Genomic DNA, 20,333 nt, shown 5'->3' with positions numbered 1-20,333 from the left:
TCATATTGCTGCAATAGTTTTTTTTGATATGTTGGCTACAGCGGATTTCAATCCAGCACAACATCAGTTCAGATAAAAACAGGGTCGGGGAAATGGCAAAGGTATCACTGGAGAAAGACAAGATTAAATTCCTGCTGGTCGAGGGCGTGCATCAGAAAGCGCTTGATAGCCTTCGTGCGGCGGGTTACACCAATATCGAATTTCACAAAGGCGCGCTGGACACGGAAGAGCTGAAAGCCGCCATCCGTGATGCCCACTTCATTGGCCTGCGATCCCGTACCCACCTGACTGAAGACGTGATTGCCGCGGCGGAAAAGCTGGTTGCCATTGGCTGTTTCTGCATCGGCACCAACCAGGTCGACCTGAACGCTGCCGCAAAACGCGGTATCCCGGTCTTTAACGCGCCGTTCTCGAACACCCGTTCCGTGGCGGAACTGGTGATTGGCGAACTGCTGCTGCTGCTGCGCGGTATTCCGGAAGCTAACGCCAAAGCGCACCGCGGCGTGTGGAACAAACTGGCTGCGGGCTCATACGAAGCCCGTGGTAAAAAGCTGGGTATCATCGGCTACGGCCACATCGGTACTCAGCTGGGTATCCTGGCGGAGTCGCTGGGGATGCACGTCTACTTCTACGATATCGAAAGCAAGCTGCCGCTGGGTAACGCGACGCAGGTGCAGCATCTATCTGACCTGCTGAACATGAGCGACGTAGTCAGCCTGCACGTGCCGGAAAACGCCTCCACCAAAAACATGATGGGTGCGGAAGAGCTGGCGCTGATGAAGCCGGGCTCTCTGCTGATCAACGCCGCGCGCGGTACGGTGGTCGATATCCCTGCGCTGTGCGATGCGCTGAAGCGTAAGCATCTGGCGGGGGCGGCCATCGACGTGTTCCCGACGGAGCCTGCGACCAACAGCGATCCGTTTAACTCTCCGCTGTGCGAGTTCGACAACGTGATCCTGACGCCACACATCGGCGGTTCTACTCAGGAAGCGCAGGAGAATATCGGTCTGGAAGTGGCGGGCAAGCTGAGCAAATATTCCGACAACGGTTCAACGCTCTCTGCGGTGAACTTCCCGGAGGTGTCTCTGCCGCTGCACGGCGGTCGCCGTCTGCTGCACATCCACGAAAACCGTCCTGGCGTGCTGACCGCCATCAACCAGATCTTTGCCGAGCAGGGCGTCAACATCGCCGCGCAATATCTGCAAACCAACTCGCAGATGGGTTATGTGGTTATCGATATTGAAGCCGATGAAGACGTTGCCGAGAAAGCGCTGCAGAGCATGAAGGCTATTCCGGGGACGATTCGCGCGCGCTTGCTTTACTGATAGTGTGGTTTGTGGTGTCGGGTGGCGCTTACGCTTACCCGACCTACAATGCCCGAGGATTTATGTAGGCCGGGTAAGGCATAGCCGCCACCCGGCTTTGTTCTACCAGACCCAGATTTTACTGGGCGTCACCACAGCCGGTAACGGCACATCCCATTTCTCCACCGGCAGGGCCTCTACAGCCTGGCAATCATGCGCATAACCCACCGGCTGTAGCCCGTACTCCTGCCAGTTTTGCAGCGTTCTGTCATAGAAACCGCCGCCCATGCCTAAACGCTGGCCCTGTTCATCAAACGCCACCAGCGGGGTAATCAGCACGTCCAGCTCGGACAGCGGTAATACGTCGCGCACGTCGAGTTTCGGTTCGGTAATTTTCAGACGATTTACCACCAGCTCGCTGTGCGGGTGGTAGTGTAGAAACAGCAAATTACCTTGGCTAAACGGATGCAGTACCGGCAGATAAACCTTCTTTCCGGCGCGCCAGAGCTGGTCGATAAGCGGCTGGGTATCCAGCTCGCCATCAAACGACAGAAACAGAGCGACCGTGTTCGCCATTACCACTGGCGGATACGCCATCATGCGGGCTGCGGCCTGCTGCGCAAAGTGTGCTTGTTGCTCGGACGTAAGCGCGCGACGACGCTGGCGAATAAGCTGACGGATATCCTGGCGTGAGGCAGAAACTTCAGGGAATTGAGTCATGGTAGTGGGTAGAAGAAGAAAGAGGGAATCTCCGAGATGCCGCCGCAGGCTGTAACCCTTGAACCCTTGGTTCAAGGTGAATGTGTCGTCATAGTTTTAAGGCTTCTCGGACGAACCGAGCATGCTCACCAACCATGGAGCGCCACATTCTTGTGGTATGAAATATCGGCTCAGGGGACTGGCCCGCTTGCGAACATCTCAGAGAAATTTTGTCTTCACAGTTACTCTACCATAGTCAACTGAGAAGTGTTATTCAAACTTTGGTCCCGGTCTTTCGGGATTGCGACCTTGATCAAGCAACGCCTGTTCAATGGTCTGCTGGAGCATTTTAATGCGCTGCTCCATGCTAGCCGCGTAGTCGCGGGTCTTCGCTTTTTCCTGAGTCAGTTCATAGCTGATGTTCAACGCGGCGATGAAAACCAGCTGCTCAGTATTTGTGACTCTAGTGCGTTCTTTTAGATCTTGCAACCGCTGATTCAAATCGTCCGCAGCCTGATTCAAAGCATCCCTTTGTTCAGGCGGACAATTCACTCGCAGTGAACGGCCAAAAATCTGGAGATCGACGGGTTGTGCAGACATGCCACCTTCCTGCTGATTGACTGCGCTGCCTTCGCTTACTGCCCCGGGGGCTGCGAAGGGGCGACACTATAGCTACCCTGATGTGAAGATACAAGCCCTTTTCTGGTATCACCAGGGTCCAAAGTGGTAGCATACCATGAATATCCTCCCTTTGATGACGAATGCGTATGTCTATACAGAACGAAATGCCTGGTTACAAGGATTTAAACCAGTTACTGAACCAGCAGGGAGTCGGTCTTACCCCTGCCGAAATGCACGGTCTGATCAGCGGCATACTGTGCGGCGGAAACAGCGACAGCTCATGGCAGCCGCTGATCCACGACCTCACGAACGAAGGGCTGGCTTTTGGCCACGAATTGGCGGAAGCGCTGCGAAAAATGCACGCGGCCACCAGCGATTCGCTGGAAGACGATGGCTTCCTTTTTCAGCTTTATCTGCCTGAAGGTGACGATGTCAGCGTCTTCGATCGTGCCGATGCGCTCGCAGGTTGGGTAAACCACTATCTGCTGGGGCTGGGCGTGACGCAGCCTAAGCTTGATAAAGTCACCGGCGAAGCGGGTGAAGCGATCGACGATCTGCGTAACATTGCCCAGCTCGGCTACGATGAAGAGGAAGACCAGGAAGAGCTGGAGATGTCTCTCGAAGAAATTATCGAGTACGTGCGCGTGGCGGCGTTGCTGTGCCACGACAACTTTACGCGCTCGCAGCCGACCGCGCCGGAAGTTCGCAAGCCAACCTTACATTAAGAAAAATAACGCACAGGAGGGTGTCATGGTTATCTCGCAACAAGAGTATTTGCGCCGTCGTCAGGCGCTGCTGGCAAACATGCAGCCGGGCAGCGCGGCGCTGATTTTTGCCGCGCCAGAGGTGACGCGCAGCGCCGACAGCGAATACCCCTATCGCCAGAGCAGCGATTTTTGGTACTTCACCGGCTTTAACGAACCGGAAGCGGTGCTGGTGCTGATTAAGAGCAATGACACCCATAACCACAGCGTGATTTTCAACCGCGTACGAGACTTAACCGCTGAAATCTGGTTTGGCCGCCGCTTAGGGCAAGAGGCCGCACCGGAAAAGCTGGGCGTTGACCGTGCGCTGGCGTTTAGCGAAATCAACCAGCAGCTCTATCAGCTGCTAAACGGCCTCGACGTGCTCTACCACGCGCAGGGCGAATATGCTTACGCCGATGAGATTGTTTTCACCGCGCTGGATAAGCTGCGCAAAGGCTCGCGCCAGAACCTGTACGCGCCCGCCACCCTCACGGACTGGCGTCCGGTAGTGCACGAGATGCGCCTGTTCAAATCTGAAGAAGAACTGAACGTGATGCGCCGTGCGGGCGAAATCAGCGCGCTGGCGCACACCCGCGCGATGGAAAAATGCCGTCCCGGGATGTTCGAATATCAGCTGGAAGGCGAAATACATCACGAATTTAACCGTCACGGTGCGCGCTTCCCGTCCTACAACACCATCGTTGGCGGCGGGGAAAACGGCTGCATTCTGCACTACACCGAAAACGAAAGCGCGCTGCGCGACGGCGATCTGGTTTTGATTGACGCCGGTTGCGAATATCAGGGCTATGCGGGCGACATCACCCGTACTTTCCCGGTGAACGGTAAATTTTCACCGGCGCAGCGGGCAATTTATGACATCGTTCTCGAGTCACTTGAGACGGCGCTCAAGCTGTATCGGCCAGGCACCTCTATTCAGGAGGTGACCGGCGAAGTCGTGCGCATCATGGTGACCGGGCTGGTGAAGCTCGGCATTCTGAAAGGCGACGTGGACACCCTGATTACCGAGAATGCCCATCGTCCCTATTTTATGCACGGCCTGAGCCACTGGCTGGGGCTGGACGTGCACGACGTGGGCGCATACGGCCCTGAACGTTCACGCGTGCTGGAGCCGGGCATGGTGCTGACCGTCGAGCCGGGTCTGTACATCGCGCCGGATGCCGACGTGCCAGAGGAATACCGCGGAATCGGCATTCGTATTGAAGACGACATCGTCATCACCGAAACCGGCAACGAAAACCTGACCGCGAGCGTGGTGAAAAAAGCGGACGATATCGAGGCGCTGATGGCAGCGGCGCGCGTATGAGCGTGATTATCGTTGGCGGCGGCATGACGGGCGCCACGCTGGCCTTGGCTGTCTCGCACTTAACGAAGGGGCAACATCCGGTGCATCTTGTCGAGGCGGTCGCCCCACAAACGAAGAATCACCCCGGTTTTGATTCCCGCGCCATTGCCCTGGCGCAGGGCACCTGCCAGCAGCTGTCCCGGATTGGCATCTGGCAGGCCATCGCCGACTGCGCCACCGCCATTAATACCGTGCACGTGAGCGATCGCGGCCATGCCGGGTTTGTGACGCTGGATGCCCACGATTACCGTATTGACGCGCTGGGTCAGGTCGTTGAACTGCACGATATTGGCCTGCGCCTGTTCCGCCTGTTGCAGGACGCGCCGGGCGTTACGCTGCACTGCCCGGCACGCGTTGCCAGCTTCACCCGCAGTGAAGAGGCGGTCAGCGTAACGCTGGATAATGGCATTGTGCTCGATGGACAGCTTTTGGTTGCGGCGGACGGGTCGCGCTCGGCGCTCGGTACCCAGTGCGGCGTAGAGTGGCGACAGCAGCCTTACGGGCAGGTCGCGGTCATCGCGAACGTCTCGACCGCAGCAGAACACAACGGCCGGGCATTTGAACGCTTCACCCGGCACGGTCCGCTGGCGATGCTGCCGATGACGGACGGGCGCTGCTCGCTGGTCTGGTGCCACCCGCAGGATAAAGCCGAAGAGGTTAAGGCCTGGTCCGACGAACGCTTTTGTACCGAGCTGCAGAAAGCCTTTGGCTGGCGGCTGGGGCGTATTACCCATGCCGGGAAACGTGCGGTCTATCCGCTGTCGTTAACCACGGCATCACAGTCTGTTTCTCACCGCGTGGCGCTGGTCGGCAATGCGGCGCAAACCCTCCACCCCATCGCCGGCCAGGGCTTTAACCTCGGCCTGCGGGATGTGATGAGCCTTGCCGAAACGCTTTCGCAGGCATGGAGCGAACAAAAAGACTGTGGCGCTTACCCGGTGCTAAGCCATTACCAGACGCGACGCCAGGCCGATAAAGAGGCGACAATTGGCGTCACCGATGGTTTAGTCCATCTCTTTGCCAATCGCTGGGCGCCGCTGGTTGCTGGCCGCAACCTCGGGCTGATGGCGATGGAACTGTTCATTCCGGCACGTGACGTGCTGGCGCAGCGGACCCTGGGTTGGGTTGCGCGTTAAGGAGTTATCACCGTGCAAAATGTTGATGTTGCCATCGTTGGCGGCGGAATGGTTGGGCTGGCGCTGGCCTGTGGATTGCAGGGCAGCGGACTGCGCGTGGCGGTGCTGGAGCAAAAGCCGCCTCAGCCCGTCGCACCTGATGCCCCGCCAGAACTCCGCGTCTCGGCGATTAACGCGGCCAGCGAAAAGCTGCTGACGCGTCTCGGCGTCTGGTCAGATATCGTCGCCCAGCGCGCCAGCTCCTATCACGGCATGGAAGTGTGGGACAAAGACAGCTTTGGCCATATTGCCTTCGATGATGAAAGTATGGGCTATAGCCATCTGGGCCATATCATTGAGAATGGGGTGATCCATCACGCGCTGTGGCAGAAAGCAGAGCTGTGCAGCGACGTGACGCTGGTCGCGCCTGCGCAGATCCAGCAGGTTGCGTGGGGCGAAAACGAGGCGTTTATCACCCTGCAAAGCGGCGACATGCTGACCGCGCGTCTGGTGGTCGGTGCCGACGGCGCAAACTCCTGGCTGCGTAATAAAGCCGATATCCCGCTGACGTACTGGGATTACCGCCATCATGCGATGGTGGCAACAATCCGTACCGAAGAGCCGCACGGCGGCGTGGCCCGGCAGATTTTCCACAACGACGGTATTCTGGCCTTCCTGCCGCTTGCCGATCCGCACCTGTGCTCGATTGTCTGGTCCTTAGTGCCGGAAAAAGCGCAGCAGATGCAGGAGGCGACGCCCGAGGCCTTTAACCAGGCGCTGTGCGTGGCGTTTGATAACCGCCTTGGCCTGTGCACGCTTGAAAGCGAGCGTCAGGTGTTACCGTTAACCGGCCGCTACGCGCGCCAGTTTGCCGCGCATCGTCTGGCGCTGGTGGGCGATGCCGCTCATACCATTCATCCGCTGGCCGGGCAGGGCGTCAACCTCGGCTTTATGGACGCAGCGGAGCTGGTTGAGGAACTGCGCCGCCTGCATCGTGAAGGCAAAGATATCGGTCAGCATCTCTACCTGCGTCGCTACGAGCGTAGCCGCAAGCACAGTGCGGCGATGATGCTGGCAGGGATGCAGGGCTTCCGCGAGCTGTTTGCCGGGGCAAATCCGGCGAAGAAACTGCTGCGCGATATCGGTCTTAAACTCGCAGATACCCTTCCTGGCGTCAAACCGCAACTTCTTCGTCAGGCGATGGGTCTTAACGACCTGCCGGACTGGCTTAAATAATATTGACCCCCGTCACACTATAATTTCCCGGCCTCTGCGCCGGGGAAATCCCCTCGTTTGAAATATTCTAATTTCACGTCATTTTTCGCATTAGATAATCTAATGTCGTGTTTTTCTTGTTACGGAAATTCGGCCCGTTTTTCCGCACGAAATATCACCATGTGCTAAATCCTGTTAGATCATTGTTAATTTTGTGCGGGGTTAATCGCATTTTTCCAGTGAATAACTCTGTAGGCTTTTCAGCGTTTTTTGGTCATAAGCTAATGTGATGACCCGTTTTACCTTATGGTTAACCGCCGGTTTCGGTGGTAAGTTCAGGTAAAAGAGAACGTTTGCGTCGGCATTCGGGAACGAGGCCGATACCGGGTTTCACGGTGAATTTTTCAACGAGGACAAGATGGCTCAACAGACTCCTTTGTACGAACAGCACGTGTTATGCGGCGCCCGCATGGTGGACTTCCACGGCTGGATGATGCCGCTGCACTACGGGTCGCAGATTGATGAGCACCACGCGGTGCGCACCGATGCCGGTATGTTCGACGTGTCCCATATGACGATTGTCGACCTGCGCGGTAGCCGCACCCGGGAGTTTTTGCGTTATCTGCTGGCAAACGACGTCGCTAAGCTGAAGACGCCGGGTAAAGCGCTCTATACCGGCATGCTGAATGCTTCGGGCGGCGTGATTGATGACCTCATCGTCTATTACTTCACTGAAGATTTCTTCCGCCTCGTTGTAAACTCCGCCACCCGCGAAAAAGACCTCTCCTGGATCACCCAACACGCTGAACCTTATGCCATCGACATCACCGTCCGTGACGATCTGTCGCTGATCGCCGTGCAGGGGCCAAACGCGCAGGCGAAAGCCGCCTCTCTGTTTAACGACGAGCAGCGCAAAGCCACAGAGGGCATGAAGCCTTTCTTCGGCGTGCAGGCGGGGGATCTGTTTATCGCCACTACCGGCTACACCGGTGAAGCGGGCTACGAAATTGCGATGCCAAACGAGAAGGCCGCTGATTTCTGGCGTGCGCTGGTGGAAGCGGGCGTGAAGCCAGCGGGCCTGGGCGCGCGCGATACCCTGCGTCTTGAAGCGGGTATGAACCTCTACGGCCAGGAGATGGACGAAGGCGTCTCTCCGCTGGCCGCCAACATGGGCTGGACCATCGCATGGGAACCGGCTGACCGTGACTTTATTGGCCGTGAAGCGCTGGAGATGCAGCGCGAGAAGGGTACCGAACAGCTGGTGGGGCTGGTGATGAAGGAAAAAGGCGTGCTGCGCGGCGAACTGCCGGTGCGCTTCACCGATGCCGACGGCAATCATCTCGAAGGCGTGATCACCAGCGGCACCTTCTCCCCGACGCTGGGCTACAGTATTGCACTGGCACGCGTGCCGGCGGGCATTGGCGACACGGCGGTGGTACAGATCCGCAACCGCGAAATGCCGGTCCACGTGACCAAACCGATTTTTGTTCGCGCCGGTAAGCCGGTCGCCTAATCATTTTTATCAGGAGAACTTCAATGAGCAATGTGCCAGCAGAACTGAAATACAGCAAAGAACACGAGTGGCTGCGCAAAGAGGCGGACGGCACTTACACCGTAGGGATCACCGAGCACGCGCAAGAGCTGCTGGGCGACATGGTGTTTGTTGACCTGCCTGACGTGGGCACGACCGTTAGCGCGGGCGACGACTGCGCCGTGGCGGAGTCCGTAAAAGCGGCATCTGACATCTACGCTCCTGTGAGCGGCGAAATCGTTGCCGTCAACGACGCGCTGAGTGATTCGCCAGAGCTGGTGAACAGCGAGCCGTATGAAGGCGGCTGGATCTTCAAGATCAAAGCCAGCGACGAATCTCAGGTTGCCGCGCTGCTGGATGCGACCGCGTACGAAGCATTGTTAGAAGACGAGTAATTGTTTATCCCCCTCTCCCTCTGGGAGAGGGCAGGGGTGAGGGTGCCAGTCTTCCCCTCACCCTAACCCTCTCCCAGAGGGAGAGGGAACTTAAATTCACTGCACGTTTCAGGAACCATCGCTCATGACACAGACTTTAAGCCAGCTTGAAAACCGTGGCGCCTTCATTGAACGTCACATTGGGCCGGATGCTCAGCAACAGCAGGAGATGCTGAAGACAGTTGGCGCGGATTCATTAAACGCACTGATCGGCCAGATTGTGCCAAAAGACATCCAGCTTGCCACGCCGCCTCAGGTGGGGGAAGCCACCACGGAATTCGCCGCGCTGGCGGAGCTGAAGGCTATCGCAGGCCTGAACAAGCGCTATAAGTCTTACATTGGCATGGGCTACACCAACGTGCAGTTGCCGCCGGTTATCCTGCGCAACATGCTGGAAAACCCGGGCTGGTACACCGCTTACACCCCGTATCAGCCAGAAGTCTCCCAGGGCCGTCTGGAAGCGCTGCTGAACTTCCAGCAGGTGACGTTGGATCTGACCGGTATGGATATTGCCTCCGCCTCGCTGCTGGATGAAGCCACCGCTGCCGCCGAAGCAATGGCGATGGCAAAACGCGTCAGCAAGCTGAAAAATGCTAACCGCTTCTTCGTGGCGGCGGACGTGCATCCTCAGACGCTGGACGTTGTGCGCACCCGTGCGGAAACCTTCGGCTTTGACGTGATCGTCGACGACGCTGACAAAGTGCTGGATCACCAGGACGTCTTCGGCGTACTGCTGCAGCAGGTAGGTACGACGGGTGAAGTACACGACTACGGCACGCTGATTGCCGAGCTGAAGTCCCGCAAAGTGGTTGTCAGCGTTGCCGCCGATTTTATGGCGCTGGTGCTGCTGACGGCGCCGGGCAAACAGGGCGCGGATATTGTCTTCGGCTCTGCGCAACGCTTTGGCGTGCCGATGGGCTACGGCGGCCCGCACGCGGCGTTCTTCGGCGCGAAAGATGAATTCAAACGCTCCATGCCTGGCCGCATTATCGGCGTCTCAAAAGATGCTGCCGGTAACACCGCCCTGCGCATGGCGATGCAGACTCGCGAGCAGCATATCCGCCGCGAGAAAGCGAACTCCAACATCTGTACCTCCCAGGTGCTGCTTGCAAATATCGCCAGCCTGTACGCCGTGTTCCACGGCCCGGCTGGCCTGAAGCGAATTGCCAGCCGCATTCACCGCCTGGCCGATATTCTGGCCTGTGGTCTGCAGCAGAAAGGCCTTAAGCTGCGCCACGCTCACTACTTCGACACTCTGTGTGTGGAAGTAGCGGACAAAGCGGCGGTGCTGGCGCGCGCGAATGCGGCAGAGATCAACCTGCGCAGCGACATCCACAACGCGGTCGGCATTACGCTGGATGAAAGTACCACCCGTGACGATATTCTGAACCTGTTCAGCGTGTTGCTGGGTGACGCGCACGGTCTGGACGTTGATGCGCTCGACAAAGAGGTCGCGCTCGACAGCCGCTCCATTCAGGAAAGCATGCTGCGTGTTGACGCGATCCTGACCCATCCGGTGTTCAACCGCTACCACAGCGAAACCGAGATGATGCGCTATATGCACTCTCTGGAGCGCAAGGATCTGGCGCTGAACCAGGCGATGATCCCGCTGGGCTCCTGCACCATGAAGCTGAACGCCGCGGCAGAGATGATCCCTATCACCTGGCCTGAGTTCTCCGAACTACACCCGTTCTGCCCGCCAGAGCAGGCGGAAGGTTATCATATGATGATCAACCAGCTTTCCGACTGGCTGGTGAAGCTGACCGGTTATGACGCGCTCTGCATGCAGCCGAACTCCGGCGCGCAGGGCGAATACGCGGGCCTGCTGGCGATTCGTCACTATCATGAAAGCCGCAACGAAGGACACCGCGATATCTGCCTGATCCCAAGCTCTGCTCACGGCACCAACCCGGCCTCTGCCCAGATGGCGGGCATGGAAGTGGTGGTCGTGGCGTGCGATAAGAACGGCAACATCGATCTGGCAGACCTGCGTGCGAAAGCCGAACAGGCGGGCGACAAGCTCTCCTGCATCATGGTGACCTACCCTTCCACCCACGGCGTATACGAAGAGACCATCCGTGAAGTGTGCGAAGTGGTGCACCAGTTTGGCGGTCAGGTTTACCTCGACGGCGCAAACATGAACGCTCAGGTGGGCATTACCTCTCCGGGCTTTATTGGCGCGGACGTGTCGCACCTGAACCTGCACAAAACCTTCTGCATCCCGCACGGCGGTGGCGGCCCGGGCATGGGCCCAATCGGCGTGAAAGCGCACCTGGCACCGTTTGTGCCGGGCCACAGCGTGGTGCAGATTGAAGGAATGCTAACCCGTCAGGGCGCGGTCTCTGCGGCACCGTTCGGTAGCGCCTCTATCCTTCCAATCAGCTGGATGTACATCCGCATGATGGGCGCGGAAGGGCTGAAGCAGGCGAGCCAGGTGGCGATCCTGAACGCTAACTACATTGCGACTCGCCTGAAGTCCGCCTTCCCGGTGCTCTACACAGGCCGCGACGGTCGCGTGGCGCACGAGTGCATCCTCGATATTCGTCCGCTGAAAGAGCAGACCGGTATTAGCGAGCTGGATATCGCCAAGCGTCTGATCGACTACGGCTTCCACGCGCCAACCATGTCGTTCCCGGTTGCGGGGACGCTGATGGTGGAGCCGACCGAGTCTGAAAGCAAAGCCGAGCTGGATCGCTTTATCGACGCGATGCTGGCCATCCGCATGGAGATCGACCGCGTGCAGGACGGCGAATGGACGCTGGAAGATAACCCGCTGGTTAACGCCCCGCACACTCAGCACGAGATGGTGGCAGAGTGGAACCACGGTTACTCCCGCGAGCTGGCGGTCTTCCCGGCAGGCGTGGCGAACAAATACTGGCCGACCGTGAAGCGTCTTGATGATGTCTACGGCGACCGTAACCTGTTCTGCTCCTGCGTACCGATGAGCGAATATCAGTAATTATTTGCCATACTGTAGGCCGGGTAAGCGTAAGCGCCACCCGGCTTTTTTTTATCTGGAGGTTGTGAATGGCAATTGCACTGGTCACCGGCGCGAGCCGGGGCATTGGGAAAGCCACCGCGCTGCAGCTGGCACGTGAAGGCTACACCGTGGCGGTAAACTATCACCACAACATTAAAGCCGCGACGGACGTGATCAACCAGATCGTTGAGGCGGGCGGTAAAGCGTTTGCCGTGCGTGCGGACATCAGCGACGAAGCTCAGGTGCTGGCGATGTTTGACAGCCTCGATCGTGAAGGCGAGCCGCTTCGTGCGCTGGTCAATAATGCGGGCATTCTGTTTGAGCAATCCACTATCGAGAATCTCTCCGCTGAGCGCATTAACCGCGTCCTTGCGACCAACGTCACGGGCTACTTTCTCTGCTGTCGGGAAGCGGTAAAACGCATGTCCTTCAAACATGGCGGCAAGGGTGGGGCGATAGTGAACGTCTCTTCCGCGGCATCGCGTCTGGGCGCGCCGGGTGAATATGTGGATTATGCCGCGTCCAAGGGGGCGGTGGATTCGCTGACAACCGGGCTATCGCTGGAGGTGGCGGCACAGGGTATCCGCGTGAATTGCGTGCGGCCCGGGCTTATCTATACTGATATTCACGCATCCGGCGGGGAGCCGGGGCGGGTGGATCGGGTGAAATCGCTGCTGCCGATGCAGCGCGGTGGCCAGCCGGAAGAGGTGGCCCAGGCGATTGTCTGGCTGCTGAGCGAGAAGGCGTCGTACGTAACGGGTAGTTTTATCGAGTTAGCGGGTGGGAAATAAATCCCTCACCCTAACCCTCTCCCCAAAGGGGAGAGGGGATCACTGCGTTAAAGTTTTTCGCCGTTGCTGGCAATCACTTCCTTATACCAGTTAAAGCTCTTCTTACGGGAGCGCGACATGTCGCCCGTTCCGTCGTCGTGCTTGTTCACGTAGATAAAGCCGTAGCGCTTGCTGTACTGGCCGGTGGTGAACGATACGCAGTCGATGCAGCCCCACGGGGTATAGCCCATCAGATCCACGCCATCGTGCGTGACGGCTTTGATCATCTCTTCCACGTGTGCACGCAGGTAGTCGATACGATAGTCATCGTTGATGCTGCCGTCTTCTTCCACTTTGTCATAGGCGCCGAAGCCGTTTTCCACGATAAACAGCGGCTTCTGATAACGCTCGTACAGTTCGCACAGGGAATAACGCAGGCCCACCGGGTCAATCTGCCAGCCCCAGTCGGACGCCTTCACGTGCGGGTTCGGCACGCTGCCTTCAAAGCCGGAGATGGCGTCACCGGTACCGCCTTCCGCCTTCACCGCGTTGGTCATGTAGTAGCTGAAACCTAAGTAGTCGCAGGTACCTTCACGCAGGATCTGCTCGTCGCCTGCCTCCATTTTGATGGAGAAGCCGCGGCGCTCCCACTCGTTCAACACGTAGGACGGGTAGTAACCACGCAGCTGGACGTCGGTAAAGACATAGCGCTCGCGCATTGATTCCTGGGCGAACATCACGTCTTCCGGTTTGCAGGAGAATGGATAGAGCGCCACCATGGCCAGCATGCAGCCGACTTTCATTTCCGGGTTGATGCGGCGCGCGGCTTTCACCGCCAGGGCGCTGGCCACAAACTGGTGGTGCAGGACCTGGTACATGGTCTCTTCCGGATTGTCATGTTCGGTATAGACCACGCCCGAGCAGCAGTAACCGAACAGCGGCGCGCGCCAGTTACGCTGGTTATTGATTTCGTTGAAGGTCATCCAGTATTTGACCTTGTTTTTGTAGCGCTCGAAGACCACTTCCGCGAAGCGCACAAAGAAATCGACCACTTTACGGTTGGTCCAGCTACCGTACTCCTGCACCAGGTGCAGCGGCATTTCGAAGTGGGAGAGGGTGATCACCGGTTCGATGTTGTACTTCAGCAGCTCATCGAACATGTCGTCGTAGAATTTTAGCCCTTCCTCGTTTGGCTGCGTTTCGTCACCTTTCGGGAATATGCGTGTCCAGGCAATAGAGGTACGGAAGCACTTGAAGCCCATCTCGGCAAACAGCTTGATGTCTTCTTTATAGTGGCCGTGGAAATCGATGGCCTCATGATTGGGGTAATATTTACCCGGCACCACCTCCTGCGTGATTTCGCGCGGCACGCCGTGTGCGCCGCCGGTCAAGACGTCGCAAATGCTTGGCCCTTTGCCGCCTTTGTTCCAGCCGCCTTCAACCTGGTGAGCGGCGACCGCGCCGCCCCATAAAAAATCTTTTGGTAAGGTTAATTTTTTCATCGCTGCTATTCTCAATAAATGGCTTATTGGCATTGAGTCTAGCAAAGCGAAATTGAATGTCACGATATAACAATTTGCGGAAATTGTGATTTGTCACATCAAAAAAACAGGGTGTTTTATTCCGTCAGTTTCTTCGCCAGCTTGCGTCCGAGGGATTCCAGAATATAGATGACGGGGATTTGCGTGGTGATATCGTAGACGCCGCCAATTCGCGTCTGGGGAACGTGCCAGGAGAGATTAAAGTCCGCCAGTTTTGCCAGGCGAGAGTGCTCATGGCTGGTGATGGAGAGCACCTTACAGTGATGCAGGCTGAACTGGCTGGCGAAGCGCAGTATCTCCTCGGTTTCGCCCGAGACGGAGAGCACAATGGCCAGCGCATTTTTCGCCATATCATTGGTGACCGGGAAATAAGGGTCATCAATATGATTACTGAATTTACCAATATTCGAAAAGAAACGTGCGCCATATTTCGCCAGTGAGCCTGACGTGCCCGCCCCGACAAAAATAATGCGCTCTGAAGAGAGAATGATATTTACCGCGTCATCTAATAACGCGTCGAACTCTTCATTATTCACGCTTTTAAAGAAGCTGATAATTTCGCTGGCACCGAAATTCGCCTGCTGGGGCTCATTCTGCTCAAGATAGAGCTTAAAGCGCACGCGAAATTCCGAATATCCTTCGCAGTTGAGCTTGCGGCAAAAGCGCAGGATGGTGGTGGTTGAGACGCCGGCCGCATCCGCCAACTCGCGGATGGTCATATACATCACTTTGTCTCGATTTTTGATGACATAGTTGTAGACCATCATCTCCAGGTTATTGAGACTGGCAATGGCGGAGTGGGTGAACATACTCACTGTGGCAAAACTCTCATTCAGACCTCATTTATCCATCATAACATGCAGCCAGACGGCACGGGCCAATTTTATGCCATTGATTAGTAACGCTTAAATTTTTATGTGAACAAATGTCAGGTGAATTGTTTGTTTATGTTTTTGATTTTTATTATAAAAATTTACGTTAAAATTATTTTAGCTAACAGGTGTTCACTGGAATCATTCTCAGTTAGCATAGTCATGCGATGAATAATCATCTTTAGTTTTCCCGGAGTTTTGTATGGCGAGCAGACCATTAATCGCACAGGGATATTCGCTGGCTGAGGAAGTAGCCAACAGCATCAGCCACGGCATTGGCTTGGTGTTTGGGATTGTCGGTTTAGTGTTATTGCTGGTACAGGCGGTAGATACCAATGCCAGCGTGATGGCGATTACCAGCTATAGCCTGTATGGCGGAAGCATGATCCTGCTGTTCCTGGCGTCGACACTCTATCACGCGATTCCGCATCAACGGGCCAAAATATGGCTCAAGAAATTTGACCACTGCGCTATCTATCTTCTGATTGCGGGTACCTATACGCCTTTCCTGCTGGTGGGGCTAAACTCACCGCTGTCGCGCGGCCTGATGATAGTTATCTGGAGCCTGGCACTGCTGGGGATCCTGTTTAAGCTGACGATTGCGCACCGGTTTAAGGTGTTGTCGCTTGTCACCTATCTGACGATGGGCTGGCTGTCACTGATTGTAGTGTATCAGCTGGCGATTAAGCTGGCGGTCGGCGGGGTAACGCTGCTGGCCGTGGGTGGCGTGGTGTACTCGCTGGGCGTTATTTTCTACGTCTGCAAGCGCATCCCGTACAATCATGCTATCTGGCACGGTTTTGTTCTGGGCGGCAGCGTATGCCACTTTTTGGCGATTTATTTGTACGTGGGGCAGGTGTAGTTTTTTCCACCGTGCGGGCGGTGGCCCTCACCCCGGCCCTCTCCCACAGGGAGAGGGAGTACACCTGTCGACGATTACTCTTCCAGTGAATACGGCAGCGGCTCAATACTCAACGTATTGGCGTCGTCGCGCACGCGGAACACGCTGTCGGCTTCCATGTCGTTGTTCATGACGGCTTGAACCAAAAGACGGCCATCCTCCAGCTGTACGGCAGCTAACACGGTGCCTGTACGGCGCCAGTTATCGCCCATCTTCAGTTCTAAGTCTTCACCCGCTTCCGGTACGCGGCTGGCATGGCCCACCAGTGTCCACAGCGCGCGTTTGTTTGCCCCACGGAATTTTGCACGTGCCACCATCTCCTGACCGGTGTAGCAGCCTTTTTTAAAGCTGATGCCCCCCAGCGCCTGCAGGTTAGTTGCCTGAGGAATAAACTGCGCGCTGTTGGCTGCGTCAATTACCGGCAGACCCGCTTCGATGTTCAGCGCCAGCCACTGCTGGCTGTTGTTGAGCTGCGCTTCGCCGCGCAGCGCATCGGTCACGCGTTCGGCGGTTGCGGCATCCGTGACTAACAGGAAGCGCTCTGCCGGGTGTTCAAACCACAGAATGGAGGTCGCGCCCTCGCTGACCACCTGTTTTTCTGCATCCGGCAGTTCAGCAAACAGGTTTTTCAGCGCTGCACGCGCCTGGAAGCCCGCCACGCCCAGCAGAACATGTTCGTCGTCCGGGGCGATGGTGACTTTGGAAAAGACTGCGTATTTTTTCAGCTCTTTGAGCTGCGCATCACGCAGGCTGCGGCGTTCGATAAAGGCAAACCCATCCTGACGGCGGAACAGACGCAGGTTGCTCCACATTTTGCCTTTAGGATCGCAGTGCGCGGCCAGCAGATGCTGGTGTTCAGTCATCTGCGCGACATCCGCGGTGACCTGACCCTGCAGGTATTTTTCGGCGTCAGCGCCGGAGAGGGTAGCCAGCGCCCAGTCATCAAGAGAAATAAGCGTCAGCGGCAGACGCGCAGAGGCGGCGGGCTGGCGAGGAGAAAATGGTGTAAATGCCATAACGATATCCTGAATTGCTTAACGCTTTGATAATGCCTAATGGTAAAAGAGCCTGCAGGCATTGCAAGCGCTTTCAGCAGACCATTTGTGCCATAAACCGGTTATGCGTAGCGCTAAGCAAAATAGTGTAATCCGCTGTCTTTGTAGGGAATATTCTGGAAGCCAGCTCCTCGATCGCAATATTCCAGTAATGAAACGGTCAAAAACACGTTACACTAGCTGGTGTCCCCGTAAAGAAATTAAGAACAGAGAACGGGGTACCGACTGTGCCAAACGTAATGCAGGAAACTGAACATGGATATTAACAACAAGGCCCGTATTCACTGGGCATGCCGTCGCGGCATGCGTGAACTTGATATTTCCATCATGCCTTTCTTCGAATATGAGTACGACAGCTTAAGCGATGATGATAAGCGTCTGTTTGTTCGGTTGCTTGAGTCTGACGATCCGGATTTATTCAACTGGCTGATGAACCACGGCAAACCCGCCGACACCGAGTTGCAACGGATGGTGCAATTAATTCAAACACGGAATCGGGAACGTGGTCCTGTGGCAATCTGATCTTCGCGTCTCGTGGCGCTCGCAGTGGATGTCTTTATTGCTCCACGGCCTGGTTGCGGCCATCGTGTTGCTGATGCCGTGGCCCCTGAGCTATACGCCGCTGTGGCTGCTGTTGCTGTCGTTTGTCGTTTTTGACAGCGTACGCAGCCAGCGTCGCATTAATGCGCGCCAGGGTGAAATCAAGTTACTGATGGACTCCCGCCTGCGCTGGCAGGGAAAAGAGTGGGATATTCTTGGTATGCCCTGGATGCTCAACTCCGGGATGATGTTACGGTTACGCAAGGTTGATGGCGGACGTTGCCAGCACCTGTGGCTGGCGGCTGACAGCATGGACGCGTCAGAATGGCGGGATCTGCGCCGGATGTTGCTGCAACAGCCGACGCAGGAGTAGGGGGCGTTAGCTAAATTTTTCTGCCATTTCGCCGAGGATCTGCTCGCACCAGGTCTGCAGGCGCTCGTCGCTGAGATCGTACTGATTGGTTTCATCCAGCGCGAGCCCAACAAACAGCTCGCCGTCGGCAATAATCGGTTTTTTACTGGTGAATTCATACCCTTCGGTTGGCCAGTAGCCGATAAACGTCGCCCCTTTTGGTGCCAGCTTGTCGTGCAGCATGCCGAGTGCGTCCAGGAACCATTCGCCGTAGCCCAACTGGTCACCCATGCCGTACATCGCAATAATTTTACCGTCGAAATTGACTGAATCGAGCTGATCCCAGATGGCTTCCCAGTCTTCCTGTATCTCCCCAAAATCCCAGGTTGGGATGCCGAGGATCAGCACATCGTACTGTTCCATCAGCGCGACCGCGTCATCTTTCAGGTTATGCAACGTCACCAGTTCCGGGCCAATGATGTCGCGAATTTTCTCTGCCGCCATCTCGGTGTAGCAGGTGCTGGAACCATAGAACAGACCAATATTCATCGCGTAACTATCTCAATTCATGCTTTGACATTGCGCGTAGTGTACCAGAAACCGGTCGCAATCAGGCATAATGGCCTGACTGCAAAATCAAAGGGGCTGATGTGGAAAAGGATCTCACACTCGTTGAACAGTTTCTCGACGCGCTGTGGCTGGAGAAAAATCTGGCTGAGAATACCCTCAGTGCCTACCGGCGCGATCTCTCCATGCTGGTGGAGTGGCTGGCTCGTCGGGAGCTATCGCTTGCAAGCGCGCAAAGCGACGACCTGCAGGCGCTGCTCGCTGAACGTGTAGAAGGGGGTTACAAAGCCACCAGCTCTGCACGCTTGCTCAGCGCAATGCGTCGGCTTTTCCAGCATCTCTACCGCGAGAAGATTCGCGGGGACGATCCCAGCGCGCTGTTGGCGTCCCCGAAACTCCCGCAGCGGCTGCCGAAAGATCTCAGCGAAGCACAAGTTGAGAGATTATTACAGTCACCTGCTGTTGACCTGCCGCTGGAGTTACGCGATAAAGCCATGCTTGAGTTATTGTATGCTACCGGCTTGCGCGTTTCGGAACTGGTTGGCCTGACGATGAGCGACATCAGCCTGCGTCAGGGCGTGGTGCGCGTCATCGGTAAAGGAAACAAGGAGAGGCTGGTGCCGCTGGGTGAAGAGGCGGTTTACTGGCTGGAGACGTACCTTGAGCATGGCCGTCCGTGGTTGCTTAATGGCGTGTCTATCGACGTCCTGTTTCCGAGCCAGCGCGCGCAGCAGATGACGCGGCAAACGTTCTGGCATCGCATCAAGCATTACGCCACACTGGCGGGTATCGACAGTGAAAAGCTCTCGCCGCACGTATTGCGTCACGCCTTCGCGACGCATTTGTTAAACCACGGCGCAGATTTACGCGTGGTGCAGATGCTGCTGGGACACAGCGATCTTTCAACGACGCAAATTTACACCCATGTCGCGACGGAACGCCTGCGGCAGCTACACCAACAGCACCACCCTCGTGCGTGAGTGCCGACAAATTGTAACAGGATCACATATGAAAAAGTCTTTCGCGCTGCTCACCCTGCTGGCAGCCTCATTTACCGGCTTCGCCCATGCGGACGACGCCGCTATCAAACAGTCTCTGGCTAAGCTTGGCGTCACCAGCAGCGACATCCAGCCTGCGCCGGTTGCCGGCATGAAAACGGTACTGACCAACAGCGGCGTGCTGTACGTCACCGAAGACGGCAAACACTTCATTCAGGGGCCGCTGTACGACGTGAGCGGCGCGCAGCCGGTGAACGTCACCAACCAGCTGCTGATGAAAAACCTTAATGCACTCGAAAAAGAGATGATCGTCTATAAAGCGGCGCAGGAAAAACACGTGATTACCGTCTTCACCGACATCACCTGCGGCTACTGCCACAAGCTGCATGAACAGATGAAAGACTACAACGCGCTGGGCATTACCGTGCGCTATCTGGCCTTCCCGCGCGCGGGCGTGCAGAGCCAGCCTGAACAGGACATGAAGGCGATCTGGTGTGCGAAAGACCGCAACAAAGCGTTTGATGACGCAATGAACGGCAAAGGCATTAAGCCTGCCTCCTGCGACATCGACATTGCTAACCACTACGCGCTGGGCGTGCAGTTTGGCGTGAGCGGTACGCCAGCGATTGTCCTGAGTAACGGCTATGTTGTTCCGGGTTATCAGGGACCAAAAGAGATGAAAGAGTTCCTCGACGCGCACCAGAAACAGTTTGGTGGTAAATAATTCGC

Annotated in this window: 20 protein-coding genes and 1 other RNA gene; 14 read left to right on the top strand and 7 right to left on the bottom strand. The window is 56.6% G+C overall.

Translation table 11 applies throughout. The features are described 5' to 3' along the window. Nucleotides 1–92 precede the first annotated feature (92 nt). Nucleotides 93–1,325: a phosphoglycerate dehydrogenase gene (gene serA, locus AB8818_RS11285; RefSeq protein ID WP_116341913.1), complete on the top strand. Its 1,233-nt coding sequence runs from the start codon at nt 93–95 to the stop codon at nt 1,323–1,325. Nucleotides 1,326–1,427: 102 nt separating this feature from the next. Here the strand turns inward: serA and AB8818_RS11280 are convergent, their stop codons facing one another. From AB8818_RS11280 to zapA, 3 genes are all read right to left on the bottom strand, one after another. Continuing rightward, nucleotides 1,428–2,024, bottom strand: coding sequence for a 5-formyltetrahydrofolate cyclo-ligase (locus AB8818_RS11280; RefSeq protein ID WP_116341911.1), 597 nt, complete (start codon nt 2,022–2,024; stop codon nt 1,428–1,430). 24 nt (nt 2,025–2,048) lie between these two features. After that, a non-coding RNA gene (gene ssrS / locus AB8818_RS11275) (6S RNA) lies at nt 2,049–2,232 on the bottom strand. A 41-nt stretch (nt 2,233–2,273) separates the two neighbouring features. After that, nucleotides 2,274–2,603: a cell division protein ZapA gene (zapA, locus tag AB8818_RS11270; protein WP_006811891.1), complete on the bottom strand. Its 330-nt coding sequence runs from the start codon at nt 2,601–2,603 to the stop codon at nt 2,274–2,276. 167 nt (nt 2,604–2,770) lie between these two features. On the opposite strand from zapA, the gene AB8818_RS11265 reads away from it, so the two are divergent. The 8 genes from AB8818_RS11265 to AB8818_RS11230 all read left to right on the top strand — a co-directional run bounded on the left by AB8818_RS11265 (nt 2,771) and on the right by AB8818_RS11230 (nt 12,799). Further along, complete coding sequence (locus AB8818_RS11265; protein ID WP_028014333.1) at nt 2,771–3,349, top strand: YecA family protein; 579 nt, start codon at nt 2,771–2,773, stop codon at nt 3,347–3,349. A 31-nt stretch (nt 3,350–3,380) separates the two neighbouring features. Beyond that, entirely contained in the window at nt 3,381–4,694 is a 1,314-nt protein-coding gene (pepP, locus tag AB8818_RS11260; RefSeq protein ID WP_192982839.1) for a Xaa-Pro aminopeptidase, read from the top strand. Continuing rightward, on the top strand, nt 4,691–5,869 hold the full coding sequence (gene ubiH, locus AB8818_RS11255; RefSeq protein WP_192982611.1) for a 2-octaprenyl-6-methoxyphenyl hydroxylase: 1,179 nt from the start codon (nt 4,691–4,693) through the stop codon (nt 5,867–5,869). The genes pepP and ubiH overlap by 4 nt, the downstream gene beginning before the upstream one ends. Before the next feature lie 12 nt (nt 5,870–5,881). Next, nucleotides 5,882–7,084, top strand: coding sequence for an FAD-dependent 2-octaprenylphenol hydroxylase (gene ubiI / locus AB8818_RS11250; RefSeq protein WP_192982610.1), 1,203 nt, complete (start codon nt 5,882–5,884; stop codon nt 7,082–7,084). A 397-nt stretch (nt 7,085–7,481) separates the two neighbouring features. Next, nucleotides 7,482–8,576: a glycine cleavage system aminomethyltransferase GcvT gene (gene gcvT, locus AB8818_RS11245; protein ID WP_116341905.1), complete on the top strand. Its 1,095-nt coding sequence runs from the start codon at nt 7,482–7,484 to the stop codon at nt 8,574–8,576. A 23-nt stretch (nt 8,577–8,599) separates the two neighbouring features. Beyond that, complete coding sequence (gene gcvH / locus AB8818_RS11240) at nt 8,600–8,989, top strand: glycine cleavage system protein GcvH (RefSeq protein ID WP_008499718.1); 390 nt, start codon at nt 8,600–8,602, stop codon at nt 8,987–8,989. Between the two features lie 124 nt (nt 8,990–9,113). Further along, the gene (gene gcvP / locus AB8818_RS11235) at nt 9,114–11,987 is read left to right on the top strand and encodes an aminomethyl-transferring glycine dehydrogenase (protein ID WP_163329634.1); all 2,874 of its coding nucleotides are present in this window, start codon (nt 9,114–9,116) and stop codon (nt 11,985–11,987) included. 68 nt (nt 11,988–12,055) lie between these two features. After that, nucleotides 12,056–12,799, top strand: a complete 744-nt coding sequence (locus AB8818_RS11230; protein WP_047650195.1) for an SDR family oxidoreductase — start codon at nt 12,056–12,058, stop codon at nt 12,797–12,799. A gap of 47 nt (nt 12,800–12,846) precedes the next feature. On the opposite strand, the gene bglA is transcribed toward AB8818_RS11230, so the two are convergent. Then, nucleotides 12,847–14,280: a 6-phospho-beta-glucosidase BglA gene (gene bglA, locus AB8818_RS11225; protein ID WP_033146593.1), complete on the bottom strand. Its 1,434-nt coding sequence runs from the start codon at nt 14,278–14,280 to the stop codon at nt 12,847–12,849. Nucleotides 14,281–14,396: 116 nt separating this feature from the next. Then, nucleotides 14,397–15,128 carry a MurR/RpiR family transcriptional regulator gene (locus AB8818_RS11220; protein ID WP_192982836.1) on the bottom strand — a complete coding sequence of 244 codons (732 nt, stop codon included), beginning with the start codon at nt 15,126–15,128 and terminating at the stop codon, nt 14,397–14,399. Nucleotides 15,129–15,393: 265 nt separating this feature from the next. On the opposite strand from AB8818_RS11220, the gene AB8818_RS11215 reads away from it, so the two are divergent. Further along, on the top strand, nt 15,394–16,053 hold the full coding sequence (locus AB8818_RS11215; protein ID WP_192982607.1) for a hemolysin III family protein: 660 nt from the start codon (nt 15,394–15,396) through the stop codon (nt 16,051–16,053). A 74-nt stretch (nt 16,054–16,127) separates the two neighbouring features. Here the strand turns inward: AB8818_RS11215 and ygfZ are convergent, their stop codons facing one another. Further along, entirely contained in the window at nt 16,128–17,108 is a 981-nt protein-coding gene (ygfZ, locus tag AB8818_RS11210; RefSeq protein ID WP_192982604.1) for a tRNA-modifying protein YgfZ, read from the bottom strand. Between the two features lie 294 nt (nt 17,109–17,402). Here ygfZ and sdhE point away from each other — a divergent pair, with 294 nt between their 5' ends. Both sdhE and AB8818_RS11200 read left to right on the top strand, forming a co-directional pair. After that, complete coding sequence (gene sdhE, locus AB8818_RS11205; protein ID WP_010435322.1) at nt 17,403–17,669, top strand: FAD assembly factor SdhE; 267 nt, start codon at nt 17,403–17,405, stop codon at nt 17,667–17,669. Then, nucleotides 17,650–18,060, top strand: coding sequence for a protein YgfX (locus AB8818_RS11200; RefSeq protein ID WP_116341897.1), 411 nt, complete (start codon nt 17,650–17,652; stop codon nt 18,058–18,060). The genes sdhE and AB8818_RS11200 overlap by 20 nt, the downstream gene beginning before the upstream one ends. A 6-nt stretch (nt 18,061–18,066) precedes the next feature. Here the strand turns inward: AB8818_RS11200 and fldB are convergent, their stop codons facing one another. Next, nucleotides 18,067–18,588: a flavodoxin FldB gene (fldB, locus tag AB8818_RS11195; protein ID WP_116341895.1), complete on the bottom strand. Its 522-nt coding sequence runs from the start codon at nt 18,586–18,588 to the stop codon at nt 18,067–18,069. Nucleotides 18,589–18,689: 101 nt separating this feature from the next. Here fldB and xerD point away from each other — a divergent pair, with 101 nt between their 5' ends. Both xerD and dsbC read left to right on the top strand, forming a co-directional pair. Then, entirely contained in the window at nt 18,690–19,586 is an 897-nt protein-coding gene (gene xerD, locus AB8818_RS11190; RefSeq protein WP_116341893.1) for a site-specific tyrosine recombinase XerD, read from the top strand. 28 nt (nt 19,587–19,614) lie between these two features. Next, nucleotides 19,615–20,328 (top strand): bifunctional protein-disulfide isomerase/oxidoreductase DsbC, encoded by a 714-nt coding sequence (gene dsbC / locus AB8818_RS11185; protein WP_116341891.1) that lies wholly within the window; start codon nt 19,615–19,617, stop codon nt 20,326–20,328. Nucleotides 20,329–20,333 lie beyond the last annotated feature (5 nt).

Origin of the sequence: Enterobacter sp. KB-280D8, assembly GCF_041399405.1 — a bacterium.
Lineage (GTDB): Bacteria > Pseudomonadota > Gammaproteobacteria > Enterobacterales > Enterobacteriaceae > Enterobacter > Enterobacter cloacae_N.
Note: the sequence above shows the minus strand (reverse complement) of the source record. Positions and strands in the feature narration are given on the sequence as shown.

Bases quoted from the DNA above. Each gene is read 5' to 3' on its own strand.
- gcvH (WP_008499718.1), top strand. From the start codon at position 8,600: ATGAGCAATGTGCCAGCAGAACTGAAATACAGCAAAGAACACGAGTGG.
- AB8818_RS11265 (WP_028014333.1), top strand. From the start codon at position 2,771: ATGTCTATACAGAACGAAATGCCTGGTTACAAGGATTTAAACCAGTTA.
- AB8818_RS11230 (WP_047650195.1), top strand. From the start codon at position 12,056: ATGGCAATTGCACTGGTCACCGGCGCGAGCCGGGGCATTGGGAAAGCC.
- gcvP (WP_163329634.1), top strand. From the start codon at position 9,114: ATGACACAGACTTTAAGCCAGCTTGAAAACCGTGGCGCCTTCATTGAA.
- AB8818_RS11220 (WP_192982836.1), bottom strand. From the start codon at position 15,128: ATGTTCACCCACTCCGCCATTGCCAGTCTCAATAACCTGGAGATGATG.
- serA (WP_116341913.1), top strand. From the start codon at position 93: ATGGCAAAGGTATCACTGGAGAAAGACAAGATTAAATTCCTGCTGGTC.
- zapA (WP_006811891.1), bottom strand. From the start codon at position 2,603: ATGTCTGCACAACCCGTCGATCTCCAGATTTTTGGCCGTTCACTGCGA.
- dsbC (WP_116341891.1), top strand. From the start codon at position 19,615: ATGAAAAAGTCTTTCGCGCTGCTCACCCTGCTGGCAGCCTCATTTACC.
- bglA (WP_033146593.1), bottom strand. From the start codon at position 14,280: ATGAAAAAATTAACCTTACCAAAAGATTTTTTATGGGGCGGCGCGGTC.
- ygfZ (WP_192982604.1), bottom strand. From the start codon at position 17,108: ATGGCATTTACACCATTTTCTCCTCGCCAGCCCGCCGCCTCTGCGCGT.
- AB8818_RS11215 (WP_192982607.1), top strand. From the start codon at position 15,394: ATGGCGAGCAGACCATTAATCGCACAGGGATATTCGCTGGCTGAGGAA.
- sdhE (WP_010435322.1), top strand. From the start codon at position 17,403: ATGGATATTAACAACAAGGCCCGTATTCACTGGGCATGCCGTCGCGGC.
- AB8818_RS11280 (WP_116341911.1), bottom strand. From the start codon at position 2,024: ATGACTCAATTCCCTGAAGTTTCTGCCTCACGCCAGGATATCCGTCAG.
- fldB (WP_116341895.1), bottom strand. From the start codon at position 18,588: ATGAATATTGGTCTGTTCTATGGTTCCAGCACCTGCTACACCGAGATG.
- ubiH (WP_192982611.1), top strand. From the start codon at position 4,691: ATGAGCGTGATTATCGTTGGCGGCGGCATGACGGGCGCCACGCTGGCC.
- gcvT (WP_116341905.1), top strand. From the start codon at position 7,482: ATGGCTCAACAGACTCCTTTGTACGAACAGCACGTGTTATGCGGCGCC.